The following is an 18,157-nucleotide window of genomic DNA, read 5'->3' as shown; positions in this document are numbered from 1 at the left end:
AGATGGGAGCTAGCCGAAGGAGTACGCCCATGCCTATCCCCGCGCTCAAACAGCAATTCAAGGCCCTGTTGGCCGAATCGTCCGTCAGTTGCACGCAACCACAGCTGGACCAGTCCAACGCGGGCGTCATTACGCAGTTGTCGAGCTGGTTGGGGGATCTGGGCTTTCGCTGTGAGACCCAGGAGATTCTGCCCGGCAAATACAACCTGATCGCGACCTATGGCAGCGGACCGGGTGGGCTGGTTCTATCCGGGCATACTGACACCGTGCCTTACGATGAGCCGCTCTGGGCCAGCGACCCGCTAACACTACGCGAGGCAGATGATCGCTGGTATGGGTTGGGTAGCTGCGACATGAAGGGCTTTTTCGCCTTGGTGATCGAGGCGGTTCGTACGCTGATCGACCAGCCGTTCCGTCATCCCTTGATCATCCTGGCGACCTGTGATGAAGAATGCTCCATGGACGGTGCCCGGGCGATCGCCGAGGCAGGCAGGCCATTGGGGCGTGCCGCGGTGATCGGCGAGCCGACCAGTCTCAGGCCCATCCGCATGCACAAAGGCATCATGATGGAGCGTATCGATATCCTGGGGCAGAGCGGCCATTCGTCTGACCCGAGCCTTGGGCGAAGCGCCATGGAGGCCATGCATGCCGTCATGGGCGAACTCATGGCACTGCGGCAGCAGTGGCAGCATGAGCACCACAACCCTTTTTTCAACGTGCCGCAGCCGACCCTGAATCTGGGCTGTATCCACGGTGGTGACAATCCCAACCGGATCTGCGGGCAGTGTGCGTTGGAGTTTGACCTGCGTCCCCTGCCGGGCATGCAGGCGGACGAGCTGCGCAATCTGATCAAGGGGCGGCTGAGACCGATTGCAGAGCGCCATGCCGTCAAGATCGACTACCAACCCTTGTTTCCGGCGGTTCCACCCTTCGAGCAGTCAGCCACCAGCGAACTGGTCCGCATCGCCGAACAACTCACCGGCTGTGAGGCCCAGGCGGTAGCCTTTGGCACCGAAGCGCCGTATCTTCAGCAGTTGGGGATCGAGACGTTGGTCATGGGGCCTGGGAATATTGCCTGCGCCCATCAGCCAGACGAACATCTGGAGCTTTCCCAGATCGAACCAACCGTAAAGGTGCTTCGTCAATTGATTCACCATTACTGCATAACGCTACCAATAGCCAAGGAGTGACCGTGTTGCTGCGACGACGATGAACGAGCTCTCACCGTTCACCTTTTACTTTTGCTGCACAAGGTTTTCTCTTTAATGCACGATTACGTTAATTGGCTTCGCCACGCGTCTCCCTACATTAATGCTCACCGTGACCGGACCTTTGTGGTCATGCTGCCTGGCGACGGGCTGGAGCATCCAAATTTCGGCAATATCATCCATGACCTCGTGCTGCTGCACAGCCTGGGTGTGCGCCTGGTACTGGTGCATGGCTCGCGCCCACAGATCGAGACGCGACTGGCTGCGCGCGGTATTGCTCCACGTTTTCACCGTGACCTGCGCATCACCGATGCTGCGACGCTGGAGTGCGTGATCGATGCCGTAGGCAGTCTGCGCCTGTCCATCGAGGCCCGTCTGTCCATGGACATGGCTGCCTCCCCCATGCAGGGCGCGCGATTGAGGGTAGCCAGCGGCAACCTCGTCACTGCGCGACCCTACGGTATCCATGACGGTGTCGATTTTCACCATACCGGTGAGGTCCGCCGCATCGACCGCAAGGGCATCAGTCGTCTTCTGGATGAGCGCACCATTGTGCTGCTGTCACCGCTGGGGTATTCGCCCACCGGGGAGATTTTCAATATTGCCTGTGAAGACGTTGCTACCCGTGCCGCTGTCGACCTAGCCGCCGACAAGCTGGTGCTCTATGGCGCCGAGCAAGGTCTGCTGGATGCCGAAGGCAACCTGATCCGCGAGTTGCGTCCTCAACAAGTACCGCCGCATCTGGAGCGGCTTGGTAGTGGTAACTACCAGGCGGAGCTGCTGGATGCGGCCGCTCAGGCCTGCCGGGGTGGGGTGCGCCGCACGCATATCGTGAGCTACGCCGAGGATGGCGCGCTGCTCAACGAACTCTTTACCCGCAGCGGTAGCGGCACGCTGGTGGCGCAGGAGCAGTTCGAGTCCATTCGCGAGGCGGATATTGGCGATGTGGGCGGTCTGATCGAACTGATCCGTCCGCTGGAAGAACAGGGGATTTTGGTACGCCGCTCGCGGGAAGTGCTGGAGCGTGAGATCGACAAGTTCAGTATTGTCGAGCGGGAAGGGCTCATTATCGCCTGTGCCGCGCTGTATCCGATCGCTGACTCAAACGCAGGAGAGCTGGCCTGTCTGGCGGTCAATCCCGACTATCGACATGGTGGGCGGGGGGACGAGTTGCTGGAACGCATCGAGCAGAGGGCCCGCGCTCAAGGCATCAAAACCCTGTTCGTCCTGACGACCCGCACGGCTCACTGGTTTCGCGAGCGAGGCTTTGAGCCCAGCAGCGTCGACCGACTGCCCAGTGCCCGTGCATCGCTGTACAACTATCAGCGCAACTCAAAGATTTTTGAAAAAGCGCTATAGGTGATTCTGGCCGGACAGCCCGGCCAGAGCCCGAACGCTACACGCTCAGCGTGCCGAGGATGCTGGCTTGGTAGGCTGCCGCAAAGGTATCGAAGTCGCCTTGGTCGGCAGTCTCCAGTTCTTCTTGGTCCTTCAATGACTGTTCTGTCATCCGTTCGAAAAGGGCCTGCTGTTCGGGGCTTAGCTCCGCCTGGCGGAAGTAGTCAGCATGGACCTTGCTCTGCCGCAGAGAGAATCCGGCAAAGCTTTCGCCATGCTCGCGCATTTCAGCCAGGACTCGAGCCGAAGGCGTCAGGGCCGGGTTGATAAACTTGTGGCGCTGCTCTTCAACTGATGCATGGTAGGCGCTGCCACCGTAGGCGGTATCCAGCAGTTTGGCACAGCGATCAATGCAGCCCAGCAGCCGCTCGGCCCAGTCCAACATCGAAATCGGAGCGCCCTGGCGTTGTAGGAACAAGCCTGGCTTGCGGCCTTCCTTCACAACCTTGGTAAAGTTCTGCGTACATTCGCCACACTCGCCGTTCAGCGGCGGACTTTCCTCAAGTGCGCAGAACAGCAGGAACGCATCCAGGAAACGTGACTCCATCACGTCGATGCCCAATGGCAGGAACGGATTAATATCCAGGCACCGGACTTCGATGTACTGCACGCCCCGGGCAATCAGTGCCTGAACGGGACGCTCGCCCGTACGGGTAACCCGCTTGGGCCGGATGTTCGAGTAATACTCGTTTTCAATCTGCAGGATATTGGTGTTGAGTTGCACCCACTCACCATCGCGGTGAGTGCCGATTTCAGCGTAAGGCGGGTAGGGCGTTGCCACTGCCTTGCGTAGGCTTTCCGTGTAGCTCTGCAAATCGTTGTAACACGGCGTCAGGCTGGCTTGCGCCTCGCTCTGATAGCCCAGGTCGCTCATGCGCAGACTGGTCGCGTACGGCAGGTACAGCGTGTCGGCATCAAAGGTCTCCAGCTGATGCGGGCGGCCACGCATGAATCCGACATCCAGCGCAGGAGAGGCACCGAACAGATACATCAGCATCCAGCTGTAACGGCGGAAGTTACGGATTAGCGCAATATAGCGGGAGGACTGGTAGTCACGATCGCTACGGGTATCGCCTTCGGCCTGGCGTAACAAGGGCCAGAGCGTTTCCGGCAGCGAAAAGTTGTAATGGATACCAGCAATGCACTGCATGGTCCGACCGTAGCGCACGGCCAGCCCGCGGCGGTAGACATGCTTGAGCTTGCCGATATGGGAATCGCCATAATGGGCAATCGGAATCTGCTCTTCCTCCGGCAGCGGGCACGGCATCGACGGGCTCCACAGGAGCTCACCGTCAAGCTGTCGCGTAGCGAAGCGGTGAATGATGTCGAGCTGCTCAAGCACCTTGGCAGGGTCATGCGCCGTCGGAGTAATGAATTCAAGCAGGGCTTCGGAGTAGTCCGTCGTGATCTGAGGGTGAGTCAGGGCCGAGCCCAGGGCTGCCGGATGAGGTGTCTGAGCCAATTGGCCGTGCTCGTCCACACGCAGGGTTTCACGTTCGATGCCGTGCTGACACTCAGTCAACAGCGACAGATGGGCAGAATCGCCGAGCAGGGCCAGGCGGCGGGTCAAGATATCGCTCAAGATGTTTTCCTTCACTCGACAGTGGCCCCACTATGGGGATGAGTGAGCCGGTGTACAAGTCTGTCGAATAGACTTCAATAGGCCTACCGCGGTTGCATCCGAAAGTGGACGAAGTGCACCGCGGGTACGATCGCCGTTGTGGCAGGGTAAAAGCCCGGCGCAGAGCACGCCGGGCGAACGCATTACAGGCAGGCGAACGTTGCCTGGGCCTTGGCCACCAGCTTATCGTTCTGATGCACTTCCGCTTCGATGACGTGCGTCTTGCGCCCGGGATGGATCACCTTGGCGCGGCAGACGATTTCACCGTCGCTAACGCCCCGAATGTAGTTGACCTTGCACTCCAGGGTCACGCTGCCCGGCTTACCCTCGAACAGGCTGTGGCTCGCCTGTCCAAGCGCCGTATCGATCAGCGAGAACAACGCGCCACCATGCATCTTGCCGTGCAGGTTGAGCAGCTTGTCCTGCATGTTCATCCGGACTTCGGATTCTCCCTGCTCGGCTTTGAGGATACGCATCCCCAGCAGCTGGCTGAATGCACTGTCATTACCTGCCACGGACTGGCTCATGGTTACTTCCTCAATTGTTTGGCGTTGGCAAATAGTGCTGCCATGGCACCACTGGCAGCAGGCTTGCTTTCGTTACGGGGTGCATTACGGTCACGCGATGGGTTGTTGCCAGGCTTGCCGCTGCGGGGTTGCCCGCCACGTTGGCCTTCGACCTTTTCACCAGGCGTATCGCTCATGCGCATGGACAGACCCACACGGTTACGGGGAATGTCCACTTCCATGACCTTGACCTTCACGATATCGCCTGCCTTGACCACTTCGTAGGGGTCTTTGACAAACTTCTCGGACAAGGCGCTGATGTGTACCAAGCCGTCCTGGTGTACACCGATATCGACGAACGCACCAAAGTTGGTCACGTTGGTCACGACACCTTCGAGAACCATGCCGGGCTTGAGATCCTTGAGGGATTCAACGCCTTCCTGGAACTCTGCTGTCTTGAACTCGGGGCGCGGGTCTCGCCCTGGCTTGTCCAGCTCGCTCAGGATATCCGTCACGGTCGGCAGGCCAAAGGTTTCATCGGTAAATTTCTTTGGATCCAGGCGCTTCAGGAAGCTGGAGTCTCCAATCAGGGAGCGAATATCACGGCCGGTATCGGCAGCGATGCGTTCGACGACAGGGTAGGCTTCCGGGTGAACGCCGGAGGCATCCAGTGGATTGCTGCCGCTCATGACCCGCAGGAAGCCTGCAGCCTGCTCGAATGTCTTGTCTCCCAGGCGACTCACTTTCTTCAACTCGTGACGGGACTTGAAAGCACCATTCAGGTCGCGGTAGGCCACGATATTCTGCGCCAGCGTTGCGTTCAGACCGGAGATACGGGCCAGCAGCGCTGCAGAGGCCGTGTTTACGTCCACCCCTACGGCGTTTACGCAGTCTTCCACCACAGCATCCAGGCTACGAGCCAGCTTGAGTTGTGAGACGTCATGCTGGTACTGGCCCACGCCAATGGACTTGGGCTCGATCTTGACCAGCTCAGCCAGCGGATCCTGCAAGCGGCGAGCGATAGATACAGCGCCACGCAAAGAAACATCCAAATCCGGAAATTCCTTGGCTGCAAGTTCGGAAGCCGAGTACACCGAGGCGCCAGCTTCGCTGACCATGATTTTGGTCATCTTGAGGCCCGGGTATTTTTTGATCAGCTCACCCGCCAATTTATCGGTCTCGCGGCTAGCCGTGCCGTTGCCAATGGCAATCAGGTCGACGCCATGCTTGGCACACAGCTTCGCCAGCGTATCGATGGTCTGGTCCCACTGGTTTTTCGGGGCGTGCGGATACACGGTATCGGTGGCCAGCAGCTTGCCGGTTGAGTCGACCACGGCGACTTTCACGCCCGTCCGCAGTCCTGGATCCAGACCCAGCGTGGCACGTGGGCCAGCAGGTGCTGCCAGCAACAGATCATGCAGGTTGCGTGCGAATACGCTGATGGCATCATCTTCAGCCTTTTCACGCAGCTCGCCCAGCAGATCGGTTTCCAGCGAGGTGTACAGCTTGACCTTCCAGGTCCAGCATACGACTTCCGCCAGCCATTTGTCTGCTGCGCGATTCTGATTCTTCACCTCGAAATGCTCGGCAATCATTACCTCGCAAGGGTGCATGGTCCCAGGTGCTTCATCGCCTACCTTGAGCGAGGCACTCAGGATGCCTTCGTTACGGCCGCGGAAGATCGCAAGGGCTCGGTGGGACGGTACATTCCTGAAAAGCTCGTCATGTTCGAAATAGTCACTGAACTTGGCGCCTTCCTGCTCCTTCCCGGTCACCAGACGAGCTGAAAGTGTCGCCTCCTGCTTCAGGAATGCGCGCAGCTTTTCCAGGAGGTCGGCGTCTTCGGCAAAACGCTCCATCAGAATGTATTTGGCACCCTCCAGGGCCGCTTTTACGTCGGCGACGCCTTTGTCCGCATCTACATAGACGGCGGCTTCGGTCTCGGGAGAAAGCATTGGGTCATTGAGCAAGGCATCTGCCAGTGGGCCAAGGCCGGCTTCAAGGGCAATCTGGCCCTTGGTACGACGCTTCTGCTTATAGGGCAGATAAAGGTCTTCAAGACGGGTCTTGGTATCGGCCTGCTTGATCTCGCGGGCTAGCTCCGGCGTGAGTTTACCTTGCTCGTCGATGCTGGCCAGGATCGCCGTGCGACGCTCTTCCAGCTCGCGCAGGTAGCGCAGGCGTTCTTCCAGATGACGCAGATGCGTATCGTCGAGGCTCCCGGTGACTTCTTTTCTATAACGGGCGATGAAAGGAACCGTCGATCCCTCATCGAGCAGCGCCACGGCTGCGGCGACCTGTTGTGGGCGGACGCCGAGCTCTTCGGCGATGCGGGAGTTGATACTGTCCATGAAACCACCTGAAAACCAGAGAAGCGGGCCTGACCGGCAGGCTTGAAGCGCTGCATTATACCCGTCGGGTATCAACGCGCTGCGGCAATTTGCCAAGGATAAGTGTGTGCTTTCAACTTCTTATGCAGGCTAATCCCCCATTCTCAGGAAAAATCTGCTAACAATGGACTGTCCCTCTGCGGACGAGGCCTGCGCCATAATCCACTTCCCTATTTGAAGGAGTTGACATGAGCACCACCCCCGTTACGGAAGGTGAAAAGATTCTGGTCGTAGATGACGATGCTCGTCTGCGTCGCCTGCTCGAGCGTTTTCTGGCCGAGCAGGGCTACCGTGTGCGTACCGTGGAAAGCACCGAGCAGATGGACCGCCTGATGTCCCGTGAGCTTTTCCATCTGGTCGTGCTGGATCTGATGATGCCGGGCGAAGACGGTATGTCGGCCTGCGCCCGTCTGCGTGAGCAGAACAACCAGATCCCGATCATCATGCTGACGGCTAAGGGCGATGAGGGCAGTCGCATCCAGGGGCTTGAGCAGGGCGCCGATGACTATCTGGCCAAGCCTTTCAACCCTCGCGAACTTCTGGCTCGTATCAAGGCCGTTCTGCGCCGGCAAGCACCCCAGGTTCCGGGCGCACCGGGCAGCGAAGATGCCGTCGTGACCTTTGGTGATTATGAGCTTTCACTGGCAACCCGCGAACTCAAACGCGGCGATGAAGTGCATATGCTGACGACAGGTGAATTCGCGGTGCTCAAGGCGCTGGTCCAGCATGCACGCGAGCCGCTGACCCGCGACAAGCTGATGAATTTGGCGCGTGGGCGTGAGTGGGATGCGCTAGAACGGTCGATCGACGTACAGATTTCTCGCCTGCGCCGTATGATTGAACCTGATCCCTCCAAGCCTCGCTATATCCAGACGGTCTGGGGTGTTGGCTACGTATTCGTGCCGGACGGCAACAAGTAACAGTCCGGCACTTAGGGACGCCTTCAGGCGAACAAGCCGTTGTGAACACCTACCAACAGGAAGATGCCCAGCAGCGCTCGATAGACAATGAAGATCCAGGTCGAAAAGCGTTCCAGAAAGCGCATCAGACCCCAGATGGCAGCAAACGCCGAAAGGCTTGCTACCAGGATGCCTACCAGCAGAAGCGACCAGGCTTCTGCCGGGATGGACGCATGCCAGAGTACGACCAGTTCTTTCAAGCCAGCCAGGGCAATCGCGGGCAGGCCCAGCAGGAAAGAAAAGCGGGCTGCTTCTTCACGCTTTAAGTTGAGGAACATGGCGGCAGTCAATGTCGAGCCGGAGCGGGATACTCCTGGAATCAACGCGCCAATTTGTGCAATTCCAACAATCAGGGCATCACGCAGGCGCATTTCACTCATGTCGCGCTTGTGCTTGCAGGTCAGCTCGGCAATGGCCAGCAACGCCGCCATGCCCAGACAGGCATAGCCAATGACATTCAAGCCCCGTAAAGGCGAGTCGCAGGCATTGAGCACAGGGGAAAGCGCAAGCCCGACCACACAGATAGGGATTGTCGCCAGAATGATTGCCATGGCCAGGACAAAGGCGCGACTGTTGTAGTCCTTATGACGAATTGCATTGACGCTGCCGGTGGTAACGGAGCTGACGTCACGCCAGAAATAACTGATGACAGCTGCCAGAGCTGCCATCTGCATTGCAGCGGAAAAGGCGGAACCAGGATCTTGCCAACCTAACAGGGCTGGAACGACACGCATGTGAGCAGTAGAGGAAATTGGCAGGAGCTCGGTGATACCCTGCACAACACCTAGGAAAATAACCTGGGCGTAACTAAGGGAAGCAAAGCCAATGTCCAAGCCGGTATGGCACATATCGGACACGAAATATCTCCAGTGTGGGAGGTCTTTGAAAAGAGTCGGGCAAATGTATCAAAGTGTTTCTTGGCGAAACGAGGCTGTGAGGCATTTAAAAAGCCGTTTTGTTCAGTCACTCAACAAAATCGATGCCTTTTCTATGAAGCAGGTCTTTATAGGATGGCAATATGCTCGGAGCGTCAATGACGTGTGGTTACTATGAAAACGCCTGCCTGGTTTCCTCAAAGCTTCTTCGCACGCTCGCTCTGGCTGGTTCTGATTGCTGTACTGTTTTCCAAGGCGCTGACGCTGGTTTACCTGCTGCTCAACGAAGATGTATTGGTTGATCGCCAATACAGTCATGGCGCTGCACTGACGTTGCGGGCCTACTGGGCCGCTGATCCAGATGACCGTCCCGCTGTCGCCCAGGCATCCGGGCTGCACTATGAATCGCCGGAAACGGTGCCAGCGGGTGAGTATCATTGGCCTTACAGTGAAATTTTCGACCGCCAGATGCAGCAGGAGCTGGGGCCGGATACTCAAGTCAGGGTTCGTGTACAGCAGGGGCCTGCACTTTGGGTGCTGGCGCCATCGCTGGGGCCTGATTGGATCAAGATACCGCTGTACGCTCACCCCCTGCGTGGCCAGCGAATCTGGAGTGTGCTGGGTTGGTTCTTCGGGATTGGCCTGTTTTCTACCGCCGTGGCCTGGGTGTTTGTCGGCCAGCTGAACCGACCACTCAAACGGCTCGTCTATGCCGCCCGCGAGCTGGGTAAAGGGCATAGCGTACGCCTGCCGGAAAGCGATGCGCCAAGCGAGATCATGGAGGTCTATCATGCCTTCAATCAGATGGCTCACGATGTCGAGCAGGCTGGACGCGAGCGTGAGCTGATGTTGGCCGGCGTGTCCCACGACCTGCGCACTCCGCTTACCCGTCTACGCCTCTCAGTCGAATTGCTGCCTGAAATGGACGAAATGACGGAGGATATGGTCCGCGATATCGAGGATATGAACCTGATTCTCGATCAGTTCCTAGCATTTATACGTGATGGACGCGACGAGCCTCTAGAAGAAACGAACCTGAATGACCTGATTCAGGAAACCGTGGCGCCTTACAACCAGAATGAGGAGCGGGTCCGTCTCTCCCAGACCGATGTGCCGCCCGTGGCCTTGCGGCGTGTGTCGATCAAGCGGATGCTGACCAACCTACTGGAAAATGCGTTCAAGCATGGAGGCGGCGCCGTGGAGGTCAGGGCTCACGTAGGTGGAGACTCGACAGCGCCCTATGTTGTGCTGAGCGTTCTGGACCAAGGGCCGGGCATTGATCCCAGTGAGATAGAGGAAATTTTCAATCCCTTCATTCGCGGCAACCGGGCGCGTACCGGCTCTGGTACCGGGTTGGGGCTGGCCATCGTCAGGCGCATTGCCGCCCAGCATGGTGGCAGCGTAGAGCTGCGTAATCGTGAAGGTGGCGGAGTCGAGGCACGAGTCCTGTTGCCACTAGGTCTGCTGCTGCCTCGTACCGCCAGCTGATCTGACGCTACCAGTAGAGTCCGTCATGATCGAGGCGGGCTTCCTGACCATATGGCCAGGCCTGGTTATCCGGGCCGTGTCCACTAGGCAGACCCGAGAACAACGGAACACCATGGGGCTCTAGCCATTCAGCAATAATCTCTTCAAGGCTGTGTACCACACCCTTGCGCGGGCAATCCGTAAAGGTGCCCAGGCATACGGCGCCAAGCCTGGCGCTATCGATACTGTTCAATAACTGCCACAGACTACGCTCGATGCGATAGTACGGCTCACCTACATCCTCCAGGATCAGAATGGCGCCGTCAGGCGCATACAGTCCATAGCCGGTGCCCTCGGTACTAGCCAGTGCCGTCAGGTTGCCGCCAATCAGCGGTCCTTGTATGGACTTGAGCGAGTGATTGACCGGTTGGGCTGGCAGATGCCCTCCGGCCGTTCTCAGCAGTCGATCGAGGCTGCGAAACGAGTCCTCATGACGCAGCTGTTCTTCACCGTCATATCGTTTGGCCAATGCCGTAGCCACTGGACCATGTATTGCAGGCAGACTTTGCCGATGAAAGGCACTGAGCATGATCGAGATATCGGAGAAACCAATCAGCGGTTTAGGGTCAGCCCGCCTGATGCGCTCCCAATCTAGATGCGGTAAAAGCTGAGCACACCCATAACCGCCCCGCAGACACCAGACAGCACTAACCTCTGGATTCTCAAAAGCCGCATAAACATCGGCCAGACGCTGATCCACTGTACCCGCAAGGTAACGATGACGTGCCTGTACGTGCTCGCCTGCAACATACGGAACCTCCATCTCACGCAACCGTGCGTAGGTGGTTTCCAGCGCATCGTTGGCAATTGCTGCCGCTGGCGCGATCAGCGCTACCTTGCCCCCAAAACTGGAGGCATCAAGAAAAGACGTGCTGCCTGTCATTCCTTAGCCTTTGCCTTTGGTACGTGTCAGGTTGGGGCCACTGTTCTTTTCCAGATACTGGATGATCATGCCCGCAATGTCCTGGTTGGTCGTTTGCTCGATGCCTTCCAGGCCCGGTGAAGAGTTCACCTCCATGACCAGCGGACCATGATTGGAGCGAAGAATATCGACACCGGCCACATTCAGCCCCAGCACCTTGGCGGCTCTAATGGCGGCCATACGCTCTTCAGGCGTAATTTTCACCAAGCTTGCCGTGCCGCCGCGATGCAGGTTGGAGCGAAACTCACCGGGCTTGGCCTGGCGCTTCATGGCGGCAATCACCTTGTCACCCACCACGAAGCAGCGAATATCCGCACCGCCTGCCTCGCGAATATATTCCTGTACCATGATGTTCTGCTTGAGTCCCATGAAGGCTTCCAGTACCGACTCGGCAGCCTTTTCGGTTTCACACAGCACCACGCCGATTCCCTGAGTACCCTCCAGCAGCTTGATGACCAGCGGAGCACCACCCACCATGCGGATAAGGTCCGGTACATCATCTGGAGAATGCGCAAAGCCTGTCACCGGCAGGCCAACACCCTTGCGTGACATCAACTGTAGGGAGCGCAGCTTGTCTCGGGCTCGGCTGATGGCGACGGACTCATTAAGCGGGAAGACGCCCATCATTTCGAACTGCCGCAGCACTGCGCAGCCATAAAACGTTACCGATGCCCCAATTCGCGGAATCACGGCATCGAAGTCTTCGAGCGGCTTGCCTCTATAGTGAATCTGCGGTTTGTGGCTTGCGATATTCATATACGCGCGCAACGTATCGATCACGACCATCTGATGACCACGTTGCTCCCCGGCTTCCACCAGGCGACGAGTGGAATACAGGCGAGGATTACGCGACAGCACAGCGATTTTCATGCAGCACCCGGAGCGGGAGAGAGGGATAGGATGGGTTTGTCTTGCGCATAGCTGACGGCCGGATTCACGATCAGGCCACCCTCGACCAAGGCTTTCGAGCCTAGAAGCATGCGGTAACGCATGCTCTTGCGGCAGGCCAGGGTAAATTCCACCGGCCAGGATCGGTTGCCCAGGGCGAGATTGGTTCGAATCACATAGCGGTTCTGAGCATGGCCATTGGAGCTTCGTATGGTCTTCTTGGCTACCAACGGCGCTTCGCAATGCCGGTGCCGGGACTGCACCAGTGTGCCCAGATGGACCGTAAAACGCACCCAGCGTTCACCGTTACGCTCAAAAGGAACGACTTCCGTTGCATGCAGGGCTGAAGTGCTCGCACCTGTGTCGATCTTGGCCCTCAGGCCGATTACGCCCAGGTCCGGCAGGGCGACCCATTCACGTAGGCCGATAATAGCCAGCTCGTCGAGTGTGTCCAAGCGTAATCCTTGAAGTCGGGATCAGTGTCCCCATATCTGCTTATCGATGGAGGCCAGCGCATTGAATGCGGGCTTGGCGAACCAGTAACCCTGCATCAACGTGATACCAACGTCACGCAGGCAATCACGCTCAGCAGCGGTTTCAATACCTTCGGCAATGATCTGGATGTTCAACTCCGTACACATGGAGACGACGCCTCGAACAATGGCCTGTCGGACTCGATCATGATCGATATTGCGAATCAAGGCCATATCCAGCTTGATCAGATCCGGTTGAAAAGTGGCTAGCAGGTTCAAGCCTGAATGTCCGGCACCAAAGTCGTCAATCGCCGTCATGAAGCCGAACTGCCGATATTCTTTCAGGATATGCGTTAGATGCTGGCTGTCACCAATATGCTCGCTTTCAACTGTTTCAAAAATAAGATTGCTCAACGGAAAGTCATGCCGTTTGGCCGCCTCCAGTGTGCTGCGAATGCACAGCTCCGGTCGATAGACGGCATTTGGAAGAAAGTTAATGGAAAGTTTTTCCTTCATTCCAAGCTTTGCTGCGCCTGAAATCGCCTTGGTGCGGCATAACTGATCGAAACGATAGCGGTTATGCGCATCCACCCGCTCAAGCACTGAAAGCGCACCCTGGCCTTCCGGGCCGCGGACCAGCGCCTCATGAGCAAAGATACTGCGTGTGGTTACGTCAACAATAGGCTGATAGGCAAAGGCGAAATCGAATCCGAGGGGTTCACTCTGGTGGCAGCCTTGGCAGCGTGTAGGGTTGGTTAATTCTTCAGGAAAGAAGGTCTTCATGATCGTACCGTTAGAATGCCCGTAACCAGCCCTGGTCTAATGGCAAAAATTGATAAGTATTCGGAGCGTTTTCGTTAATGACGTCTATTCAAGATATAGATGAAAAAGTCCGCCTGGATAAGTGGCTGTGGGCTGCACGGTTCTTCAAGACACGAGCACTGGCCAAGGCTGCTATAGAAGGAGGCAAGGTTCAGTGTCGGGGTGAGCGGTGTAAGCCCAGCAAAGAACCCAAGGTCGGTGATGAGCTGACGATTCGTCAGGGGTTCGATGAGAAGACCGTCATAGTCCTCTCCCTATCTCAACAGCGTCGCGGAGCACCCGAGGCCCAGTTACTGTATCGGGAGACAGAGGAAAGTCTTGAGCGTCGCGAGCGGGCTACGGCCATGCGCAAGGCGGGAGCGCTTGGGTTGGCAACGGATGGAAGGCCAACCAAGAAGCAGCGCCGTCAGATTCATCGATTCCGGGGCGACGCTGATTCTCGGGCCAATGACTAGATGAGCACTCAGTAGTGCTTGACTAGGCTCATCTGCCGGATAACAGGAATATGAGCTGCTACACGAAACAGCGGCGCAGTTAAACGAAGGAACATGCGGCTACCGGCATCGGCCAGAGGCGTATAAACCCCCCAGGCCATTGCCAGTAGTGCAACGGCAATACCGCCCATATAGTCATCCGAAGCCCAGTGAGCACCGGCGACCAGGCGCGGCATCATGAAAAGCATTACCAGTAGCCAAGTGACGACAAGTTGTAATGGGTTGCGCGTAAAAGCCGTTAGAAAGAGGCCCCAGAGCAGAAGAACCGAAGCATGATCCCCCGGAAAGCTGGCGCCGGAGCGATCTTTGAGCTCCCAGGCCTTTTCCCAGGACTGGAAGTAATCGCTCATGTGAATGGCATACGTCAGCATGTCGGATGGACTGGCATGCTGCAGGCCGGCGGCTTCGATAGCCTTGGTGAACAGGTTGCGGATCAGCAGCAAGGCTAGCAGTACCGTAAGCAAGCCGAAGAAGGCGCTACGGACCTGCTCTGGTTTGAACACCCAATTCCCACGTATCGTAAGTGTGAGAAGAATGATGCCCACAACGATGTCGAATGGTCTCAGGCTGGCAACGGCCCAGACGTGTAGCCAGACCGTATTGCTTTCCAGCGGTGCGTTCAGCGCACGGAAGAGATGCGCATCCAGATCCAGAAGAGTGGTGCGTACGGAAGGGATAAGCCAGAGAATAATCAACAGCAGCGCCACGAGGTGGCTGATTAGAAATGCTCGCCATTGCCACTTGGCTTGGAAGAGTGTGGCATTGTCCATAGAATGAAATGAATCCATATGAATAAACAGAAAGCGTGACCGCACGGGAGTGTTGTCACGCTTTTGTCATTTTCCCTGTTCAAGCGTACTTTTGTCATGACCCCATTCGATTACACACAGCGTTTCCTGTTTGAAGACACCGACGTTCGCGGCGAACTTGCATTGCTTGAAAGAAGCTATGTAGAGGTGCTTGCCAAACACCCCTATCCGGAACCCGTCGCGCAGCTGTTGGGTGAAATGCTTGCAGCAGCTGCCTTGCTGTGCGGCACGCTCAAGTTCGACGGTCTGCTGGTATTGCAGGCACGCTCCAGCGGTGCGATTCCTCTATTGATGGTGGAGTGCTCGAGCGCCCGAGAGGTGCGCGGTATCGCCCGCTACAATGCCGACGACATCGCTCCTGATGCCACGCTGAAAGATCTAATGCCCGAAGGTATTCTTGCCATCACGGTCGATCCGACCAACGGTCAGCGTTATCAAGGGATCGTTCCTCTCGAAGGCCAGACGCTCGCTGAATGCCTTTCAGGCTACTTCGCCACGTCCGAGCAGCTGCCTACCCGCTTCTGGCTCAATGCCGATGGACGGCGCGCTCGTGGGCTCCTGCTCCAACAGCTGCCAGCGGACAAACACAAGGACAAAGAGTCGCGCGACGCCAGCTGGGAGCACCTTACAACCCTCGGCAATACGCTGACTGCAGAAGAACTGTTGGGGTTACCCAACGAAACGGTACTTCATCGCCTCTATCATGAAGAAACCGTCAGAGTCTTTGATCCTCAAATCGTCGAATTCCATTGTGGCTGTTCTAGGGAACGTTCTGCCAATGCGCTTGTCTCTGTGGGCCAGGAAGATGTCGAACTGCTATTGCAGGAACAGGGTGGTCAGATAGAAATCGACTGCCAGTTCTGCAATCAGCGATACCTGTTCGACGCTGCCGATGTCACGCAGATTTTTGCAGGCGGTGGAAGCCAAACACCGCAAGAAACCCGTCACTAAGCATTGCATTCAGGAATAGGCTTTCTGGCATAATCGCGCGACTTCGTTTTTTATGTAGCCAAACTCGGGTTAAGCTACAAAACGCAAAAGGACCGGCCGAGGGCCGACGGGGAACTACATGACGCAAGCCAACGTTTATACCGATATTAGCGCCGCGCAGCTGGTAGAAGAGGCGCTTCGGCGCGGCGAGGGTGAGTTAGCCGCCAATGGCTCTCTTGTAGTCAAGACTGGACATCGCACCGGCCGCTCGCCAGCCGACCGCTTCATTGTTGAAGAGTCGTCTACCCGTGATGCCATTGATTGGGGTTCTATCAACCGTCCTTTTCCAGCGGAAAAGTTCGATGCGCTATGGGATCGCGTTTCAACCTATGTAGGTGAGCGGGATCACTTCGTTTCGCATGTGCATGTAGGCTCCGATCCAGAGCACTACCTTGCAGTCAAGATGACTACGGAAACCGCCTGGCACAACCTGTTTGGCCGTTGCCTGTTCATCAATCCGGAAAGTTACAACCCTCAGTCCCGCCAGGAGTGGGAAATCCTTAACGCCCCTTGGTTTGTCTGCGAGCCGGAGCGTGATGGAACCAATTCCGATGGCACCGTCATCATTAACTTTGCTGCTCGCAAGGTATTAATCGCGGGCATGCGTTATGCCGGTGAAATGAAGAAGGCCATGTTCTCGGTGCAAAACTTCCTGCTGCCTGAGCATGATGTACTTCCTATGCACTGTGCGGCCAACATGGGCGAAGAGGGCGACGTTACGCTGTTCTTTGGCCTGTCGGGAACAGGTAAGACGACGCTATCTGCCGATGAAAGCCGTTACCTGATCGGTGACGACGAGCATGGCTGGGGTGTCGGTACTGTCTTTAATATAGAGGGCGGCTGCTATGCTAAGTGTATCGACCTGTCCGAAAAGAATGAGCCTGTCATCTGGAAAGCCATTCAGTTCGGCGCTGTGCTGGAAAACGTGGTGCTTGATCCACAGTCGCGCCAGCCAGATTATTCGGACGATAGTCTGACCCAGAACAGCCGGGCGGCCTATCCTCGTGAGTTGATCGAAAAGCGTGCGGAACTGAATCGCGGTGGCGAGCCTAATGCAGTAATCTTTCTCACCTGCGATCTGACGGGTGTGCTGCCTCCTGTATCTATCCTTAATAACGAGCAGGCGGCTTATCATTTCCTTTCGGGTTACACTGCGCTGGTGGGATCTACTGAAATGGGATCGGGGGCTGGCATCAAATCTACTTTCTCTACCTGTTTCGGTGCACCCTTCTTCCCGCGTCCGGCGGCTGAGTACGCTGAGCTTCTCATCAAACGTATCAATGGGTTCGGCTCCAAAGTTTACCTGGTGAACACCGGGTGGACCGGGGGCGGTTACGGTGTAGGCAAGCGCTTCAATATTCCGACGACACGAGCGGTGATTGCCGCTATTCAAAGTGGCGCGCTGGTCGATGTTGAGACCGAGCATTTGCCCATTATCAACCTTGATGTTCCCAAGGTCGTAGCTGGTGTCGATACTGCATTGCTCAACCCGCGTAACACTTGGGAAGATAAAAATGCCTATGATGAATCGGCCAAGGCGCTGGCAGGTAAGTTCATCGAGAACTTCAAAAAGTTCAGTGGTGTCTCCGAAGCGATCAAGGCAGCTGGTCCACAGTTATAATCGTTAGGCTGAAAACAAAGGGTCGCTTAAGCGACCCTTTGTTTTTTAAGAAAAAAATTCAAGAAAACCGCATTTAATGATTGCATGTGAAAAATTAAATGCATAAAATGCGCCCGCCTTGAACATGTAAGTCCACTGGTTGGCGGTCAAGGCAACGTAAGTTGAGGAAAAGTAAGAAAATCCTTGACACGACGGCAGCAGGCAAATAGAATGCTGCCTCCTTTGGAGGGATTCCCGAGCGGCCAAAGGGATCAGACTGTAAATCTGACGTCTACGACTTCGAAGGTTCGAATCCTTCTCCCTCCACCAAATTGCAAGAGCTACAGGCTCTGCGGGTATAGTTTAGTGGTAGAACCTCAGCCTTCCAAGCTGATGATGCGGGTTCGATTCCCGCTACCCGCTCCAGTTTGTTGTAGTTTGCTCATGTAGCTCAGTTGGTAGAGCACACCCTTGGTAAGGGTGAGGTCAGCGGTTCAAATCCGCTCATGAGCTCCATTATTAAGGGCAGATATGAGAATATCTGCCTTTATTTTATGGCGGCGTTACTTGCTCAATTCTTGATGGGAGAGAGTGTCGATGGCTAAAGAAAAATTTGAACGTAACAAACCGCACGTCAACGTCGGCACCATCGGCCACGTCGACCATGGTAAGACA

Annotated in this window: 16 protein-coding genes, 3 tRNA genes and 1 pseudogene; 11 read left to right on the top strand and 9 right to left on the bottom strand. The window is 56.6% G+C overall.

From position 1 onward, the window contains the following. Nucleotides 1-29: 29 nt before the first annotated feature. On the top strand, nt 30-1,190 hold the full coding sequence (gene argE / locus EAW52_RS00100) for an acetylornithine deacetylase (protein ID WP_074821597.1): 1,161 nt from the start codon (nt 30-32) through the stop codon (nt 1,188-1,190). Nucleotides 1,191-1,265: 75 nt separating this feature from the next. Further along, the gene (gene argA, locus EAW52_RS00095) at nt 1,266-2,567 is read left to right on the top strand and encodes an amino-acid N-acetyltransferase (protein WP_122040968.1); all 1,302 of its coding nucleotides are present in this window, start codon (nt 1,266-1,268) and stop codon (nt 2,565-2,567) included. A 37-nt stretch (nt 2,568-2,604) separates the two neighbouring features. Here argA and gshA read toward each other — a convergent pair whose 3' ends face one another. The 3 genes from gshA to EAW52_RS00080 all read right to left on the bottom strand — a co-directional run bounded on the left by gshA (nt 2,605) and on the right by EAW52_RS00080 (nt 7,084). Next, nucleotides 2,605-4,188, bottom strand: coding sequence for a glutamate--cysteine ligase (gshA, locus tag EAW52_RS00090; RefSeq protein ID WP_122040967.1), 1,584 nt, complete (start codon nt 4,186-4,188; stop codon nt 2,605-2,607). 182 nt (nt 4,189-4,370) lie between these two features. Continuing rightward, on the bottom strand, nt 4,371-4,754 hold the full coding sequence (locus EAW52_RS00085) for a PaaI family thioesterase (RefSeq protein WP_122040966.1): 384 nt from the start codon (nt 4,752-4,754) through the stop codon (nt 4,371-4,373). Between the two features lie 2 nt (nt 4,755-4,756). After that, a complete protein-coding gene (locus EAW52_RS00080; protein WP_122040965.1) occupies nt 4,757-7,084 on the bottom strand; it encodes a Tex family protein in 2,328 nt (775 codons plus the stop codon). 227 nt (nt 7,085-7,311) lie between these two features. Between EAW52_RS00080 and ompR the strand changes: the two genes are divergently transcribed. Further along, nucleotides 7,312-8,043, top strand: a complete 732-nt coding sequence (gene ompR, locus EAW52_RS00075; protein ID WP_010796726.1) for a two-component system response regulator OmpR — start codon at nt 7,312-7,314, stop codon at nt 8,041-8,043. Between the two features lie 23 nt (nt 8,044-8,066). On the opposite strand, the gene EAW52_RS00070 is transcribed toward ompR, so the two are convergent. Next, on the bottom strand, nt 8,067-8,930 hold the full coding sequence (locus EAW52_RS00070; protein ID WP_219854971.1) for an undecaprenyl-diphosphate phosphatase: 864 nt from the start codon (nt 8,928-8,930) through the stop codon (nt 8,067-8,069). Between the two features lie 201 nt (nt 8,931-9,131). Between EAW52_RS00070 and EAW52_RS00065 the strand changes: the two genes are divergently transcribed. After that, a complete protein-coding gene (locus EAW52_RS00065) occupies nt 9,132-10,445 on the top strand; it encodes an ATP-binding protein (RefSeq protein WP_074821627.1) in 1,314 nt (437 codons plus the stop codon). A 7-nt stretch (nt 10,446-10,452) separates the two neighbouring features. Here the strand turns inward: EAW52_RS00065 and EAW52_RS00060 are convergent, their stop codons facing one another. The 4 genes from EAW52_RS00060 to EAW52_RS00045 are packed head-to-tail and all read right to left on the bottom strand — an operon-like array spanning nt 10,453 to nt 13,550. Continuing rightward, nucleotides 10,453-11,367: an LD-carboxypeptidase gene (locus EAW52_RS00060; RefSeq protein WP_122040964.1), complete on the bottom strand. Its 915-nt coding sequence runs from the start codon at nt 11,365-11,367 to the stop codon at nt 10,453-10,455. Between the two features lie 3 nt (nt 11,368-11,370). After that, nucleotides 11,371-12,276, bottom strand: a complete 906-nt coding sequence (gene rimK, locus EAW52_RS00055) for a 30S ribosomal protein S6--L-glutamate ligase (protein WP_010796730.1) — start codon at nt 12,274-12,276, stop codon at nt 11,371-11,373. Continuing rightward, complete coding sequence (locus tag EAW52_RS00050; protein ID WP_256205724.1) at nt 12,273-12,722, bottom strand: ATP-dependent zinc protease; 450 nt, start codon at nt 12,720-12,722, stop codon at nt 12,273-12,275. The genes rimK and EAW52_RS00050 overlap by 4 nt, the downstream gene beginning before the upstream one ends. A gap of 48 nt (nt 12,723-12,770) precedes the next feature. Next, the gene (locus tag EAW52_RS00045) at nt 12,771-13,550 is read right to left on the bottom strand and encodes an EAL domain-containing protein (protein ID WP_122040963.1); all 780 of its coding nucleotides are present in this window, start codon (nt 13,548-13,550) and stop codon (nt 12,771-12,773) included. 77 nt (nt 13,551-13,627) lie between these two features. Here EAW52_RS00045 and EAW52_RS00040 point away from each other — a divergent pair, with 77 nt between their 5' ends. Then, nucleotides 13,628-14,044: an RNA-binding S4 domain-containing protein gene (locus EAW52_RS00040; RefSeq protein WP_010796733.1), complete on the top strand. Its 417-nt coding sequence runs from the start codon at nt 13,628-13,630 to the stop codon at nt 14,042-14,044. A gap of 8 nt (nt 14,045-14,052) precedes the next feature. Here EAW52_RS00040 and EAW52_RS00035 read toward each other — a convergent pair whose 3' ends face one another. Further along, the gene (locus EAW52_RS00035) at nt 14,053-14,853 is read right to left on the bottom strand and encodes a phosphatase PAP2 family protein (RefSeq protein WP_122040962.1); all 801 of its coding nucleotides are present in this window, start codon (nt 14,851-14,853) and stop codon (nt 14,053-14,055) included. A gap of 96 nt (nt 14,854-14,949) precedes the next feature. Between EAW52_RS00035 and hslO the strand changes: the two genes are divergently transcribed. From hslO to EAW52_RS00005, 6 genes and pseudogenes are all read left to right on the top strand, one after another. Then, a complete protein-coding gene (gene hslO, locus EAW52_RS00030) occupies nt 14,950-15,843 on the top strand; it encodes an Hsp33 family molecular chaperone HslO (RefSeq protein ID WP_122044673.1) in 894 nt (297 codons plus the stop codon). 118 nt (nt 15,844-15,961) lie between these two features. Continuing rightward, nucleotides 15,962-17,503, top strand: coding sequence for a phosphoenolpyruvate carboxykinase (locus EAW52_RS00025; RefSeq protein WP_074821650.1), 1,542 nt, complete (start codon nt 15,962-15,964; stop codon nt 17,501-17,503). Nucleotides 17,504-17,727: 224 nt separating this feature from the next. After that, nucleotides 17,728-17,812, top strand: a tRNA-Tyr gene (locus EAW52_RS00020). Between the two features lie 22 nt (nt 17,813-17,834). Further along, nucleotides 17,835-17,908: transfer RNA gene (locus tag EAW52_RS00015), tRNA-Gly, on the top strand. Between the two features lie 14 nt (nt 17,909-17,922). Then, a tRNA-Thr gene (locus EAW52_RS00010) sits at nt 17,923-17,998 on the top strand. An 81-nt stretch (nt 17,999-18,079) separates the two neighbouring features. Continuing rightward, nucleotides 18,080-18,157 (top strand): annotated as a pseudogene (locus EAW52_RS00005) (elongation factor Tu); the annotation flags it as partial.

Origin of the sequence: Pseudomonas sp. LTJR-52, assembly GCF_003691465.1 — a bacterium.
Classification (GTDB): domain Bacteria; phylum Pseudomonadota; class Gammaproteobacteria; order Pseudomonadales; family Pseudomonadaceae; genus Chryseomonas; species Chryseomonas luteola.
The sequence above is the reverse complement of the archived record's forward strand: the minus strand, read 5'-3'. Positions and strand labels throughout refer to the sequence as shown.

Excerpts from the sequence above, each read along its gene's own strand:
- EAW52_RS00080 (WP_122040965.1), bottom strand. The coding sequence starts at position 7,084 with ATGGACAGTATCAACTCCCGCATCGCCGAAGAGCTCGGCGTCCGCCCA.
- EAW52_RS00085 (WP_122040966.1), bottom strand. The coding sequence starts at position 4,754 with ATGAGCCAGTCCGTGGCAGGTAATGACAGTGCATTCAGCCAGCTGCTG.
- EAW52_RS00070 (WP_219854971.1), bottom strand. The coding sequence starts at position 8,930 with ATGTGCCATACCGGCTTGGACATTGGCTTTGCTTCCCTTAGTTACGCC.
- argE (WP_074821597.1), top strand. The coding sequence starts at position 30 with ATGCCTATCCCCGCGCTCAAACAGCAATTCAAGGCCCTGTTGGCCGAA.
- ompR (WP_010796726.1), top strand. The coding sequence starts at position 7,312 with ATGAGCACCACCCCCGTTACGGAAGGTGAAAAGATTCTGGTCGTAGAT.
- rimK (WP_010796730.1), bottom strand. The coding sequence starts at position 12,276 with ATGAAAATCGCTGTGCTGTCGCGTAATCCTCGCCTGTATTCCACTCGT.
- EAW52_RS00045 (WP_122040963.1), bottom strand. The coding sequence starts at position 13,550 with ATGAAGACCTTCTTTCCTGAAGAATTAACCAACCCTACACGCTGCCAA.
- EAW52_RS00040 (WP_010796733.1), top strand. The coding sequence starts at position 13,628 with ATGACGTCTATTCAAGATATAGATGAAAAAGTCCGCCTGGATAAGTGG.
- EAW52_RS00060 (WP_122040964.1), bottom strand. The coding sequence starts at position 11,367 with ATGACAGGCAGCACGTCTTTTCTTGATGCCTCCAGTTTTGGGGGCAAG.
- EAW52_RS00035 (WP_122040962.1), bottom strand. The coding sequence starts at position 14,853 with ATGGACAATGCCACACTCTTCCAAGCCAAGTGGCAATGGCGAGCATTT.
- argA (WP_122040968.1), top strand. The coding sequence starts at position 1,266 with ATGCACGATTACGTTAATTGGCTTCGCCACGCGTCTCCCTACATTAAT.
- hslO (WP_122044673.1), top strand. The coding sequence starts at position 14,950 with ATGACCCCATTCGATTACACACAGCGTTTCCTGTTTGAAGACACCGAC.
- EAW52_RS00025 (WP_074821650.1), top strand. The coding sequence starts at position 15,962 with ATGACGCAAGCCAACGTTTATACCGATATTAGCGCCGCGCAGCTGGTA.
- EAW52_RS00065 (WP_074821627.1), top strand. The coding sequence starts at position 9,132 with ATGAAAACGCCTGCCTGGTTTCCTCAAAGCTTCTTCGCACGCTCGCTC.